General features: G+C 46.4%; 13 protein-coding genes. 9 read left to right on the forward strand and 4 right to left on the reverse strand.

All coding sequences use genetic code 11. From position 1 onward, the window contains the following. Positions 1-5: 5 nt before the first annotated feature. The 4 genes from K2Q26_04500 to K2Q26_04515 all read left to right on the forward strand — a co-directional run bounded on the left by K2Q26_04500 (position 6) and on the right by K2Q26_04515 (position 2963). Complete coding sequence (locus K2Q26_04500; GenBank protein ID MBY0314753.1) at positions 6-506, forward strand: YceI family protein; 501 nt, start codon at positions 6-8, stop codon at positions 504-506. Positions 507-522: 16 nt separating this feature from the next. Beyond that, positions 523-882 (forward strand): hypothetical protein, encoded by a 360-nt coding sequence (locus K2Q26_04505; GenBank protein MBY0314754.1) that lies wholly within the window; start codon positions 523-525, stop codon positions 880-882. A gap of 54 nt (positions 883-936) precedes the next feature. Beyond that, positions 937-1809, forward strand: coding sequence for a hypothetical protein (locus K2Q26_04510; GenBank protein MBY0314755.1), 873 nt, complete (start codon positions 937-939; stop codon positions 1807-1809). 152 nt (positions 1810-1961) lie between these two features. Continuing rightward, entirely contained in the window at positions 1962-2963 is a 1002-nt protein-coding gene (locus K2Q26_04515) for a D-alanyl-D-alanine carboxypeptidase (GenBank protein ID MBY0314756.1), read from the forward strand. A 6-nt stretch (positions 2964-2969) separates the two neighbouring features. On the opposite strand, the gene K2Q26_04520 is transcribed toward K2Q26_04515, so the two are convergent. Beyond that, positions 2970-3419, reverse strand: coding sequence for an AgmX/PglI C-terminal domain-containing protein (locus K2Q26_04520; protein MBY0314757.1), 450 nt, complete (start codon positions 3417-3419; stop codon positions 2970-2972). 66 nt (positions 3420-3485) lie between these two features. Beyond that, positions 3486-4409, reverse strand: a complete 924-nt coding sequence (locus K2Q26_04525) for an HD domain-containing protein (GenBank protein MBY0314758.1) — start codon at positions 4407-4409, stop codon at positions 3486-3488. A gap of 47 nt (positions 4410-4456) precedes the next feature. On the opposite strand from K2Q26_04525, the gene recG reads away from it, so the two are divergent. Further along, positions 4457-6547, forward strand: a complete 2091-nt coding sequence (gene recG, locus K2Q26_04530) for an ATP-dependent DNA helicase RecG (GenBank protein ID MBY0314759.1) — start codon at positions 4457-4459, stop codon at positions 6545-6547. Positions 6548-6577: 30 nt separating this feature from the next. On the opposite strand, the gene K2Q26_04535 is transcribed toward recG, so the two are convergent. Continuing rightward, the gene (locus K2Q26_04535; protein MBY0314760.1) at positions 6578-7012 is read right to left on the reverse strand and encodes a hypothetical protein; all 435 of its coding nucleotides are present in this window, start codon (positions 7010-7012) and stop codon (positions 6578-6580) included. A 247-nt stretch (positions 7013-7259) separates the two neighbouring features. Further along, positions 7260-7646: a hypothetical protein gene (locus tag K2Q26_04540; GenBank protein MBY0314761.1), complete on the reverse strand. Its 387-nt coding sequence runs from the start codon at positions 7644-7646 to the stop codon at positions 7260-7262. Between the two features lie 271 nt (positions 7647-7917). Between K2Q26_04540 and K2Q26_04545 the strand changes: the two genes are divergently transcribed. From K2Q26_04545 to uvrB, 4 genes are all read left to right on the forward strand, one after another. Then, a complete protein-coding gene (locus tag K2Q26_04545) occupies positions 7918-8703 on the forward strand; it encodes a trypsin-like serine protease (protein MBY0314762.1) in 786 nt (261 codons plus the stop codon). A gap of 198 nt (positions 8704-8901) precedes the next feature. Continuing rightward, a complete protein-coding gene (locus tag K2Q26_04550) occupies positions 8902-9399 on the forward strand; it encodes a CarD family transcriptional regulator (GenBank protein MBY0314763.1) in 498 nt (165 codons plus the stop codon). A gap of 356 nt (positions 9400-9755) precedes the next feature. After that, positions 9756-11207, forward strand: coding sequence for a glutamate--tRNA ligase (gene gltX / locus K2Q26_04555; GenBank protein ID MBY0314764.1), 1452 nt, complete (start codon positions 9756-9758; stop codon positions 11205-11207). Further along, positions 11200-13230, forward strand: coding sequence for an excinuclease ABC subunit UvrB (gene uvrB, locus K2Q26_04560; protein MBY0314765.1), 2031 nt, complete (start codon positions 11200-11202; stop codon positions 13228-13230). Before gltX ends, uvrB begins: the two co-directional genes overlap by 8 nt. The last annotated feature ends 195 nt before the right edge of the window (positions 13231-13425 follow it).

Raw genomic sequence — 13425 nt, forward strand, 5'->3', positions numbered from 1 at the left:
GGTCTATGGACAATAATATTCGCTCGTTTTTAATTTTTATGTTTTTCACATTACAATCCCCAGTGGTTTGGTCGCAGTATGCCGCTGTTGACGTCACTTTAGTTCCTGCGGGAAGTTTCAAAGCAGAAACTAAAAAAGTAACGGGTAAGGCCTATAAATCGGCCACCGGTGTGACGGCGGAAAATATCACTGTCGATTTGGCTTCTCTGACCACTGGAATTTCTTTAAGAGATAAACATCTTAAAGATCGTTTAATGGTCAAAACCTATCCCCAAGCGGTGCTCACAAAGGCCAGCGGACGAAGTGGTAAGGGGAAAGGCATCATCGAAATTAAGGGAAAGAAACAGCCCGTGGCCGGGACTTATAAAATTGTCGGGAACAAACTCGAGGCGGAGTTTAAAATGAATTTGCCAAAGCTGGATATCAAAGATGTCAAATACATGGGTGTTGGTGTCTCGGAAGATGTGACTGTTCGCGTGACGGTCCCCATTGTTGAAAAACAATAGTTGAGATGAACGATTTATGAAGTTGTGGAGTGTTTTACTATTCAGTTTGATTTTTAGCGGATGTTTTCAGACGGAGAATTCGAACTCCGCCGATGACGAATTTTTTAAAGGTTCGCCGGAGTTTGTAGCGGCGAAGATCGTGTTTCGTCGCAATTGCACGACATCGTGCCATCAACACGCTTACGAGCAACAGACCGAGGCTGAGTTGATTGCAGAGGGACTCCTATTGCCCGGAGATGCCGAAGGTTCGAAAATTTACTATCGAATTAAGGGCAGTGAGGGGAGCGGGGGATCTAAGAATATGCCCTCGGATAAATCCATTGATCCTTCCGAAGTGGTCGTGGTCAAAGACTGGATTAATAGCCTCAATCCTTAAGACCAAAGTCGAGGTTGTTTAAGAATAAGACAACGTTTGCCGATATGTCTCATTATGATGACGGCAGCACAGTTAGACTTCCAAGTTCGACCCAATCTCCAGCGCACCTTGCAATATCGTCCGCACATTAAAATGGTTTACCATATGCTACGGATCTGCGCGATTGTTTGGGCGTTTCCACCGTACAGTTACGTCGCTTACCGCGTCGTCGGAGGTGACACTCATAACGCAATTACACTGTTAGCCATGGGATCATTTTTTCCAGCTCTTTTTTTACTGCAAGCTTATTTTTTGATTCGCCCTATGGTTTACACGCGAGTGCACTTGCGTCCAGATGGAATGACTTTAGAGTCCCTCGGAAGCTCCAAGGAAATTTCTTTTGAAAAAGTTAAAAAGATTGAGTTTTCGCACATCTCTTATTTGGGAGGGTGGTTCACGCTGACTCTCAACGGAAGAGAAAAATACAAGATCTCGATGATGCTAGAGAGAAGTGAATATATATTGGAGTCGTTAGCTCATTTGAATCCGAAATTAATTTCTGCCGAAAAATTCATGAGCTATCGCGAAAATGCCATCGTCAATGATCAAGGATGGTCGCGAACTTACGACATGTTCTCTCAATGGAAAAGAATAGTTTCATTTTATCTCACGATAACACTTATAATGGCCGCACCGATCTATGCTTTTGATCCTATGCGCTCCGAAAACCCGATCCAATTGTTTTGGACGATGTTGCTCATAAATATTTGTGTGGGTTTTTGCAAGTGGCAACTCAATCAGGGGTTACAAGCCATGCGAGTGAAAAAAGAAATGCGCATCAATCCGCTCCATACGCGCCGTGATCTCGCCTACGAGAAAAAATCAAATATTTGGTTTTTTAAAGCTCATTTAGCGATTCTTGGGATCATCACCATATCCCTTATTTAGCACCGCCCTAAGTCTAGTTTTTGAGTCTACAAAAACTGCCGAATTTATTTTCAGGCCCTGTCTAAAACGCACTTAATTCGTTATTAAAAATCATCTCTGTACCATTGGATGTCTCCACTTAGGTTTGCTGGACCATGGCCCGATGGGAATGCATGAACTTTTTCAAAACTCTTATTGTATTGTCTTTGGCTCTGGTCGCGTGCTCAAAAAAAGACACGATTTATGGGAATTTTGCGCCGGATCAAGATGGGGTGATCTCCTCCGATATTCCTGAAACCGACGAGTCTTCTCCGGTAGATCCCACCACTCCGAATTTGGTGCTGAATGATAACCTTACGGGCGATGAAAAAAATATCGTTTTGAGCAAGTACGGATCTCGATTCGAAAAATTTAATTTTGTGATCGTTGAAGCGGAGAGCATGAATGTCATGCGCAGTTATCGAGCTCTGCAGCCTCGCCGGTTGGCCTCCGTCACGAAGATTGCAACCTCTGTGGCCGCCTTGGAGAGTGTTAATGGGATCGACTATAACAAGGTCAAATCCATGTTAAAATCGAGCAATAACGGAGAGGCTTCCCGCTATCTTCGTCTTGCGGTCAAAGCCCTTCAGAACTACGTCGTTCCGGGAGCCGGTTACTCGGCGGCATCGAGTTGCCCTGGGGCCGTGGCTAACGAAGCTGTTGCCGCAAACCATGTTCTCAATTATTACAAATCTCGAATTCGTATTATCGATTGGGATGGTGCCGCTTTAAAAGATGGTGCCGGATGCGATTACGGAAACGTCATGTCTCCAGCGCAAGTGGTGACGCTTCTCTCTTACGCCGACAAGAAGGGTCCAGTCTTCGGAGGAATGTCCTACGAAAAATTCCTTTCGATTTCGGGAGTTGACGGAACTTGGGCGAGTCGAAATACAGATCGCAAAGGGCAGGTTCTTGCGAAAACGGGAACCCTCAATCCCAGCGCAAATCTTGCGGGATACTTCTATGCCAAGCGCAATGGTGTCATGCACAAGTACTATTTTGCGATGCTCGTGGAAAAGAATGGTTCTGGAGAGAGTACGATGGCCCGCAATTTTATCGAGGCCATGGTGAGATACTGGATTAACTATTATTCTTCAAAAGAGGGCGAGGCCATCGCTTATTTGGGCGCCCCCTAAGAGAAACTAATCTGGAGTGGCTTCGTCGCTGGAAGGTTCAGCCTCTTCGGTCGGAGCTGGTTGTGCCGCTTCCGAGTCTTCAGCTGGAGCCTCGGGTGCGGTCGCTTCTGCGCCAAACTGGAAAGGGTAAACGAGTTCTACTGCCGATCCTGAAGGGAATTGCCAGCTGTGAACTAAACGCTTGAGGCAAACATTCAAAGCTTTATTGTTGATCGTTGATCTTTTTTTGAGAAAGACCGTTTTATAAGCTTTTCCCTCTTCGTTGATCAAAAATTTAAGTTCCAGTGTTCCGGTCAATTCGGGATTTTTCTCTTTGGCTTTGGCGTAACATTTTTCAATATCCGCTTTATTTTCGGTAAATGGAGCCCGCAATTCGTCATCCGAAACCTCGGGAGTGGACGAACAGCCCATCAAAGATGTTAACGCTGCTAAGACTAAAAGATGAATGAACCTCATAGAACCTCTTCTTTATTTACTTAAAGTGTAGGTTTGCAGGCCTAGGCCGTCAAGCGGGTTTACGTTTTAGTCAGGTAATACTGCAGCTTGGAGTGCTTTAAGAATTACCGGATCGTATTTGTCTTTGATTTTCGTCGTCAAAAACAGCACGGCTTCTTTAGGTGACATCGGTTGATTATAAGAGCGCTGGGTCGTGAGAGCATCAAAAGTGTCGGCGATGGCTACGATGCGAGCCATGGGGTGAATGGACTCACCATCAAGTCCTTGTGGGTAACCGTTTCCGAGAAAGCTTTCGTGATGTTCAAAACAACAGGCCTTGATCGCTTCGGAGACATTGTACTCCGAAAGAATTTTTAAACCGTACTCAGGGTGACGTTTCATTTGAGCCCACTCAGCGTCGTCGAGCGCTCCCTTTTTGCAAATAATTTCAGCAGCGACCCATTTTTTTCCGATATCATGAAATAAAGCTCCGCGACCTAATTCGGTGAGGTCTGCTTCGTTATAGCCCATGAGTTTTCCCATACCCATCGAATACACGCTGACATCCAGAGAATGATTGAATGTATAAAAGTCGTGACTTGAAAGTTGGATCAAATGATCCACACTTTCCGGCGACGACTCCATGAGTTTTACAAACTGACCCATGAGTTCCTTAGAGTCCTCGAGAGCTTCGTTGATGTCTTTCTTTTCGTAAATTTCTTCGATGAGAGCCAGTGAGGTGTCGCGCAAGATGCGCGCTTTAGTAGAGGTTTCTAAGGACGCTTCGTTCATCGAAGAATAAATAAATTTCTTGAAGTCCGGGCGCTGTGCAGAGGGAACAAAAAACTGATCCGATGTATTTAACTTGGAGATTTTTTCGTTGGTGAGCATCTCTCCAATGCGGAGGTAATGAATGTATTTGCCATGCAAATGAATATACAGATCGAAGGGAATCGGTCTGTCCGGCACCAGCGTACCCACTCGAATTTGGAAATAGTTATTTTCTTCCATCAGATTATAGTTTGCCAGCTGATTAGATTCTGTCTATAAAAACAAGCATGGCGTTCAGTGTCGATTCTCAAGTTCAGTACCTCAAAGGGGTTGGACCAAAGTTAGGATCACTCTTAAAAGTGAAAGGGATTTCTACGATTCGCGATTTACTTCAGAACTATCCTCGCGCTTATGAGGATCGCCGAGCGGCCCGAAGTATTTCGTCTTTAAAGGTCGGGGATTATGTGGGACTCGTGGCTCAAGTTGCAAAAGTCAGTGCCATTCCCATGGGCAGAACTGGACGGAAGATTTACGACATCGCCATTCGAGACACCAGCGGCCTCATTCACTGCAAATTTTTTCGAGTGCCCTATAAGGGATACTTCGAGCGCTTCAAGCCAGGAACTGAAGTTCGCGTGATCGGTAAAGTGATCAACTATCGCAATCAATTAGAATTCCATCATCCCGAACTGGCCGAAGTGCGCGTGGATGAGGAAGAAAATCAGGACGAGTTGATCCCAATTTATTCGGAAACGGAAGGACTATCGTCTAAGAAGTTTCACGGAATGGTCCTCGACGCGGTAGAAAAATTAGAAATGCACAAGCGCGATCTTCCAGAGCTGGAAGTGATTCCGCAATGGATCCTAGACCGCCTCGATTTGCCGAGCATGACCCAAGCGATGATGAACTTGCACTTTCCGAGAGAAGGTCATGCTGAAAAGTATTTGAACCGCGAGACTCGATCCCATCGACGAATTATTTTTGAAGAATTTTTTCTTTTAGAAATGCTCCTGGCCTCGCGCAAGCAGGGCGTACAGAACTCAAAAGCGACGCCGATAAAAATTAATCCTCAAATGGATATCGATTTTTTTTCGAAGCTTCCGTTTGATCTCACCAACGCTCAGAAAAAAGTCCTCCAAGAGATTTACAAGGACCTCCAGAATTCTCAACCCATGCAAAGAATGGTGCAAGGGGATGTGGGGAGCGGGAAGACCGTAGTGGCGCTAGCGGCGGCGGCGCAGGTGATTGCCAGTGGGGCACAAGTGGCTTTTATGGCTCCCACCGAAATCTTGGCGCAGCAGCACTACAAGAACGCGAGAAAGTATCTCGATCCGCTGGGAATTCGCACCGAGTTTCTCAGTGGGCAATTAAAATCCGCCGAACGTAAAACGGCGCTGCCGTTGTTGAAAAGCGGCGAAGCTCAATTGGTGATCGGCACTCACGCGTTGATTCAAGAGGGCGTTGATTTTAAAAATTTATCGATGGTCATTGTCGATGAGCAACACCGATTTGGAGTCGAGCAGCGTGGACTACTCAAATCCAAGGGAGTGGCACCTCATTTTTTATTGATGACGGCAACGCCGATTCCACGAAGTTTGGCGATGACGATCTATGGCGATCTAGATACATCCATTATTAACGAGATGCCGGTGGGTCGCATTCCGATTGTGACCCGTGCAACTTATCAGAGCAAACGCCCGCAGGTGACGGGGTTCATTAAAGAGCATCTAGAAAAAGGCCGCCAAGCCTATGTGGTCTACCCTTTGGTGGAGGAGAGCGAAAAGATCGATCTCAAATCCGCCACCACGGAATTCGAAAGACTCAAACTCGAGTTTTCAGATTTTAAAGTGGGCTTACTTCACGGCCGCATGAAGGGCGAAGAAAAAGACGCTGTCATGTTGGAATTTAAAGAGGGAAGATTGGACATTTTAGTTTCGACCACGGTGATCGAAGTGGGTGTGGATGTCCCTAATGCCAATATCATGTGGATCGAACACAGCGAACGATTTGGTCTTTCGCAACTTCATCAACTTCGCGGGCGCGTGGGTCGAGGCGAGCATAAAAGCTACTGCATCATGATGATGGGTCACGCGGTTTCGGAAGAGGCCCGCGAGAGAGTCTCGTTTTTAGAAACCACCAACGACGGATTTAAAATTTCCGAATTCGATCTCGAGCTTCGCGGACCTGGTGAGTTCCTCGGTGTGCGCCAATCGGGAATGCCCGGATTTAAAATGGCCAACCTCGTAAAAGATCTCCCCATCCTCGAGCAAGCCCGCGAGTTCGCGTTTGAACTTTTGCAGAAGGACCCGAACCTCAAACAACTGGCTCATCGCCCGCTCCGAGACCAAGTGGCGCTTCACCAAGCGAACTTGAGTTAGTAGACGTTTTCAAAAATTTTTGTCTATACGCTATTTTAAAAACGTGTTTTTAACAGTAGTTCCATTTTTGTCGAGGTATAAAGCTTCCCAGCCGAAACACTCTTCAGTGTTACACTCTGTGACGTTGATTGCATAACCAGCAATACCGGATTCATCGAAGATCTCCATGATGTCTTGGGGGTCGGCAATGCCAAGTGGGGATTTACTGTTCCAGAATTTTGGGAATTCAAAGTTAACAAATAAGTCAAGAAGCTCGAGCTCGGCTATAACTTCGCTGGGAATTTTATCGATATTAGCTAAGCGAATAATATCCGTATCTCCGTTGGCTTGAACTTCTTCCCAAGTGATGTGGTTTAGATATTGGTCAGCTACTTTCTGCACAAGAGAACTTGCAAAAGACTCAATTGAAAATGAAAAAATGAGGGAAGCTAATAGTAGCTTCAATTGTGTTGGGTTTCCTAGCATACACGCTCCAAAGAAAATGGTTAATTATCCTAAGACCCCGAGCGTAATTTTCAAGCCTCAAAGATACAATAGTCCAAACAAACAGATGATTAAAATTGTAAACATTCTATATTTTTTTAGCATGTAAATGAAAGAGTTTCGATCCGTCAGCCCCTACTAAAAAAACGTCGAAAGCGCTCTCAAATTTTTTTAGAATAAATCCACCGGATTGACGCTCTGCTGGTATCGCTGCGGCAGTGAAATTGAGCTACTCCATTTGTCGAAAGATTCGGTACTCAAAAGCGACAACTGCAATGACCACGGCGATCTCTATCAGTAGAGCCGCAATCCCGTAGGGAGAGAGTCCTGGTAAAAAGAGAACGAGCAGAGCGCTGAGCAAGCAATAGCTTAAATTTAAAGCCATCATCGTTTTCACCATCCAAGGGCGAACAACATTAAAAGCAAAATAGATGACGAGGTCGTAAATCAAAAAGGCGAATGCCGCACCTGCAAGTTTCCATAGTATCCAAGGGTCTATTCCCAACAATGAGGAAAATTGCGGTAACACGAGGCCACTGATGACCATACTCACAAATGCACCAGTAGCGTCCATCAACATCAGAGATCGCGGAGAAATATTATAAAGATTTATCATTTAGAAATTATTCTCCACGAAATACTCCGTGGCCAGTAAGGATTCAAAATGACTAACCTTGTAAAATCCCAATTCATGTTTCAAGAGCTGGGAGTACTAGAACGTCTGATATATCTCAAAATGAAACGATCGCAGACCTCCTGGTAGTTAAGCCAACGCAAGGACTATCCGATCAGAGGTAATGATAAAAAATCGATTTTACAAAATTCATCTTTTCTTTTTTTGTCTTTTTTCCTTTAGCCAGATATGGGCTGGAGTGGATTCTCCGACCATGTCGAGAGCGATCTCCAACGCCGAATGGACCCTTATTAATAACGTCACGGTGAGTCTGGTAGAAAGACGTGCCGATGGGACATACAAGAGTTTTTGCTCGGGGGTCATTATCGGCCCTGGTCAGGTGGCAACGGCAGCTCATTGTCAGATCGATTCACTTCCTATTACAAACCTTTACCTCCGTATTAACGATCCTTCGAGGCCGGGAAGAACAAATCTCTTTAGAGCTAAAAGCTTTGCATCCACCGAGAATAGGGACGGCATCAACGCGGTGGACATGGGCCTCATCAATTTCGACCCACGCGAAAATGGCGCGGGAAAAGTTTTTGCTCAGTCATTGAGAAGAGGGCACAATGGTTGTCTCCGCAACGGCGATTATCTGGCTGCGGGATACGGAGTTAATAACACCGGAGATACCGGTGAGTTTAATATTAACATTTACTCTAAAACGGAACCCGCAGAGGAGCATGATCAGCTGTTCCTTGCGAAGTCCAAGGCTGGTCGAATTTGTAGTGGTGACTCTGGGGGGCCTATATTTTGTCGAGGTGCCGGTGGACCGCAATTCGTCGGTGTCACATCTGCGATTACTGGCAGGGTGAATGCGACGCTAATGCCGGGCCTAGACAGGTCCTATTTCTGTCGACAGTTTAACCTCTCTATCCATCAGAAAATTGAAGAGGGAATGCAAAAGCTATCAGATACTTTTACGGAAGAAGCAGTACTTCCCCGAGAGGATCGTAGCCCCGCACCCGCTAGAAATGCGGAAGCGGTTTCCCACGATTAGTTCATTCTAAAAACCAAATCCATTTCTTAACTCGCCGTCGATACTCATTTGTGATCGGAACTGCCACATCCACCTGAAGGTGTCCTGGCGTCGACACTTTGTAAGATTTACAAAGGACCGCCGTTTTTCGTCCTTATCAATTGATTTAATGTGTCATAAGTGCTAAAACTCTCTCTCGCGTATGTTCCAGGAGGATTCATGATCGTAACTGCCGAATTTACTGTTGGTGATAATGCCGTTTACCCAGGGCATGGAGTTGGAGAAGTCACATCCATCGAAACTAAAGAAATTATGGGCAGTAAGCAGGTTTTCTACTCCATTCGAATCATCGAATCAGGAATGAAGATTATGGTCCCTAAAAATAACGTATCTGCTGTTGGCCTCCGTCCTATCATTTCCAAAACCGAAGCCGGCCGCGTGATCGAAATCCTTAAGCAAAAGAACGTAAAAATCGACAATCAAACATGGAATCGCCGCTATCGCGAATACATGGAAAAAATCAAAACCGGTTCCGTCTACGAAATCGCAGAGGTCCTTCGCGATCTTTTCCTTCTCCGTGTGGATAAAGAATTGAGCTTCGGCGAGCGCAAGATGTTAGACACGGCCCGCAGCCTCCTCTTTAAGGAACTCTCTTTGGCCACCAGCCAAAAAGAACTCTCCGACCAAGAAGAAGTCAAAGCCATCTTCGGCCTCTAAGCCAACAGATCCCAATAAAATCGATCTATCTAAAACAACCCCTGAGAAATCCGGGGTTTTTTTATTCCAAATCGAAACCCGTCTCAAATCAAAATAGCCCGAGTCGGGATGATAGTTTATGGGAGCTTCGTCAGCGGACGCTCGAACCCGAGTTCCGCTTCCCGCGGGGGCGATGGTGCGAAGCCTAATAGATGCTCGCCCCTTGCTGTCTGAGCGGTGAGAGTGTCCGCTGACGAAGCTCCCATAAATTCCCCGTCCCGCGAGAGATGACGCTGCTCTATCTAGACCTTAAAATCCGGGACAATAATTCAAATTCCGTATACGATAGCGAGTCTTTTTATCTATAGGAGAAACCTATGTCTGTAAGAGTCCGATTCGCCCCAAGTCCCACGGGTTATTTGCATGTGGGTGGAGCGCGCACCGCTTTCTTCAATTATCTTTATGCAAAAAAAATGGGTGGCACTTTTATACTTCGGGTCGAGGATACAGATTTAGAACGCAGCACTCGCGAAGCACTTCAAATGCAGATCGACGATTTGATGTGGCTCGATTTAAAGTGGGACGAGGGGGTTGATCCCAAAACTCACGAGAGCTTTGGTCCCCATAAACCGTATAAACAAAGTCAGCGTTTAGAAATCTACAAAAAATATGCGGATCAGCTTTTGGCTGAGGGAAAAGCCTATTACGATTTCCGCACCGACGAAGAGCTCGAGGTTTTAAAAGCCAAGGCGGTGGCCGAGGGCGGTCGTACGCCTCGGCCTGATAAAATCTATTCTGTGGAAGAGGCGCGCCAGAAGATCGCTGCGGGTGAAAAAGCGGCGGTTCGGTTTCGTGTGGATGATATTCGGGACTACAAGCTCCAAGACATTGTTCGCGGCGAGGTGATCTTTCCCTCCGACATGGTGGGAGACTTTGTGGTTCTTCGCTCGAACGGAATGCCGGTTTATAACTTTTGCTGTGTGATTGATGATGCGTTGATGGAAATCACTCATGTGTTCCGCGCGGAAGAGCATTTGAGCAATACTTTACGCCAACACATGATCTACGAGGCCTTAGGTTTTAAAGTTCCTCAGTTTGGTCATTTGTCTTTAGTGCTGGGTGAGGATCGACAAAAATTAAGTAAACGTCATGGAGCGACCAGTTGCCATGAGTACATGGAGCGCGGATATCTTCCTGAGGCGTTACTTAACTTTATTGCGCTCTTAGGTTGGAATCCCGGGAATGATAAAGAGATCTTTACGCGCGACGAATTGATTCAGGCTTTCGATATCACGCGATTAAATCCCGCGGGGGCCGTGTTTGACGAGACCAAACTCAAGTGGATGAATGCGATGCACTTGCGCGCCATGGATCATCAAAAGTTGTGGTCTCTGGTAAAGCCGGTGCTAAAGAAGAATGGAATCGAAACTCCAGATTCACCGGAATGGATCGATCGCGCATTGACGGCTTTTAAAACAGCCATGGAAACTCTCAACGACGCTGTGGAGTTGTGTCGTCCAATCGATGATAGTGGTTTTACAATTCATAGTGAAGCCCAGGAAGTTTTTGGTTGGGAGACATCCAAAAAAGTCTGGGAGGCCTGGAAGGCCGGAGTGGAAGCGGCTCCCGAATACATGACGTCCGAAGAGTTCGATAAATTGCAGAATCAAATTAAAGATCAAACTGGGGTTAAGGGAAAAAATCTGTTTATGCCGATTCGTGTATCGGTGATCGGAAAACCTCATGGGTCCGAATTAAAGACTCTGGTGCCATTGATTCACAAAAAATCTTTACTCACTCGTGTGGAGAAATGTTTAAAGCATGGCTAAAAAACTCTTTAAGCTCAAATCTGACTACAAACCTGCGGGCGATCAGCCTCGTGCGATTGAGCAGTTAGTTGCCAACGCGAAGAAGGGTCAAGAGCATCAAGTCCTATTGGGAGTGACGGGAAGTGGTAAGACCTTCACCATGGCTCACGTGATTAATGAGTTGAATGCACCGGCTCTGGTGCTCGCGCACAACAAGACACTGGCGGCTCAGCTCTACGCCGAATTTAAAGAGCTGTTTCCTGAAAACGCCGTCGAGTATTTTGTCAGCTACTACGATTACTACCAACCCGAGGCGTATTTACCTTCCTCAGATACCTTTATCGAAAAAGATTCTGCGATCAACGAGCAGATCGATCGGATGCGGCACTCGGCGACGCGTTCGCTGTTTGATCGCCGTGATGTGATCATCGTGAGCAGTGTCTCTTGTATTTATGGCTTGGGAAGCCCCGAGGCCTACGAAGGTATGATGATCCATCTTGTGGCTAACGAAAAGATGAAGCGCGACCATTTGTTAAAAGAGCTCGTGCGCATCCAATACCCTCGCAATGATATCGATTTCCATCGAGGAACTTTTCGCGTGCGCGGGGATACGGTCGATATTTTCCCGGCGTACGAAGAAGATAAAGTCGTGCGCGTGGAGTTTTTTGGGGACTTTATCGATAAGTTAACTTGGCTAGATCCTCTCACCGGAGAGATCTTCGACGAGCTTGATAAAATTGCTATTTATCCCGCAAGTCACCACGTGAATACGGAAGAGCGCAAAAAGATTGCGGTGGCGAGTATTCAAGAGGAGTTGCGACAGACCCTGGCGATGATGAGCGAAAACATGAAGCTCCTCGAAGCCAAACGTTTAGAGCAGCGCACGTACTATGATATCGAAATGATCGAAGAGATCGGGTATTGCCAAGGGATCGAGAACTACTCTCGCCATATGACCGGGCGAGCCCCAGGTGAACCTCCTCCGACGTTGCTTGAATATTTTCCTCAGGATTTTATTACTTTTATCGATGAGTCTCATGTCACTATTCCGCAGATCGGTGGGATGTATCGGGGAGATCGTTCGCGCAAATCCACGCTGGTGGAGCATGGGTTCCGTCTACCTTCGGCTTTGGACAATCGGCCTCTGAATTTTCAAGAGTTCGAAAAGATGGTGAATAAGGTGGTCTATGTTTCGGCCACTCCTGGCTCCTATGAACTCGAAAAAAGTGGCGGCTTGATCATTGAACAGATCATTCGTCCCACAGGGCTTGTGGACCCCATGGTGGAGATTCGCCCGGTGAAGCAGCAGGTGCAAGATCTTGTGAAAGAGATCCAGATCCGTATTCCTAAGAAAGAGCGGGTTCTGGTAACCACTCTCACCAAGAAGAGCGCCGAGGATCTTACGGATTACCTCGATGGCATCGGCATCAAAGTTAAATATCTCCATAGTGACATCAAAACAGTGGAACGTATGGATATCATCCGAGATCTGCGTTTGGGTGTTTTTGATGTTTTGATCGGAATCAACCTACTTCGAGAAGGCTTAGATATTCCCGAAGTGTCCTTGGTGGCGATCACCGATGCGGATAAAGAGGGCTTTTTAAGATCCGAACGCTCACTCATTCAAACCATCGGTCGGGCGGCGCGAAACTCCGAAGGGCGTGTGATTCTCTACGCTGATACCATGACTGAGAGTATTCAAAAGGCCCTCAGCGAGACGGATCGACGTCGCACCATTCAACAGGCCTACAATAAAAAACACGGAATCACTCCGACCACGATCAAAAAATCTATTCCTCGAGGGCTGATGGATGTTTACGAAAAAGTGGGAGGCCAAAAGAGTGCCACGCAGATTTCAGAAAAGCTCATGAAGCATCCGGATAAGATTTATCAAGAGATCGATAAGCTTCGCAAAAAGATGAAGACGGCCTCCGCGGACTTGAACTTTGAAGAGGCGGCGAAGTATCGCGATGAAATTCGTCGACTCCAGCTGGTGCAGTTGGAACTTTTCGACACCCCCGAGGGGGCCTCGAGTCTCGAGTGATCTAAGAATGACTTAGATGTGCTCTAAATAATTCTTATACCGTCTCAGAACCGCGCTCTGGCGCGGCTTTCGCGTCAGATGTTTTGTTTAAACCGTAAGCAGTGTTAAAATGGAGATAGCTAAAACTGGACTTGTGCTCACCCGACAAAATGAGACAAGCTAGTTGTAAGCCCGGAGGTGTACTGGCAACAGCCT

It is taken from the genome of Bdellovibrionales bacterium (assembly GCA_019750295.1).
Lineage (GTDB): Bacteria > Bdellovibrionota > Bdellovibrionia > Bdellovibrionales > JAGQZY01 > JAIEOS01.

Bases quoted from the DNA above. Each gene is read 5' to 3' on its own strand.
- K2Q26_04520 (MBY0314757.1), bottom strand. From the start codon at position 3,419: ATGAGGTTCATTCATCTTTTAGTCTTAGCAGCGTTAACATCTTTGATG.
- K2Q26_04500 (MBY0314753.1), top strand. From the start codon at position 6: ATGGACAATAATATTCGCTCGTTTTTAATTTTTATGTTTTTCACATTA.
- K2Q26_04525 (MBY0314758.1), bottom strand. From the start codon at position 4,409: ATGGAAGAAAATAACTATTTCCAAATTCGAGTGGGTACGCTGGTGCCG.
- uvrB (MBY0314765.1), top strand. From the start codon at position 11,200: ATGGCTAAAAAACTCTTTAAGCTCAAATCTGACTACAAACCTGCGGGC.
- gltX (MBY0314764.1), top strand. From the start codon at position 9,756: ATGTCTGTAAGAGTCCGATTCGCCCCAAGTCCCACGGGTTATTTGCAT.
- K2Q26_04515 (MBY0314756.1), top strand. From the start codon at position 1,962: ATGAACTTTTTCAAAACTCTTATTGTATTGTCTTTGGCTCTGGTCGCG.
- K2Q26_04540 (MBY0314761.1), bottom strand. From the start codon at position 7,646: ATGATAAATCTTTATAATATTTCTCCGCGATCTCTGATGTTGATGGAC.
- K2Q26_04550 (MBY0314763.1), top strand. From the start codon at position 8,902: ATGATCGTAACTGCCGAATTTACTGTTGGTGATAATGCCGTTTACCCA.
- K2Q26_04505 (MBY0314754.1), top strand. From the start codon at position 523: ATGAAGTTGTGGAGTGTTTTACTATTCAGTTTGATTTTTAGCGGATGT.
- K2Q26_04545 (MBY0314762.1), top strand. From the start codon at position 7,918: ATGTCGAGAGCGATCTCCAACGCCGAATGGACCCTTATTAATAACGTC.
- recG (MBY0314759.1), top strand. From the start codon at position 4,457: ATGGCGTTCAGTGTCGATTCTCAAGTTCAGTACCTCAAAGGGGTTGGA.
- K2Q26_04535 (MBY0314760.1), bottom strand. From the start codon at position 7,012: ATGCTAGGAAACCCAACACAATTGAAGCTACTATTAGCTTCCCTCATT.
- K2Q26_04510 (MBY0314755.1), top strand. From the start codon at position 937: ATGATGACGGCAGCACAGTTAGACTTCCAAGTTCGACCCAATCTCCAG.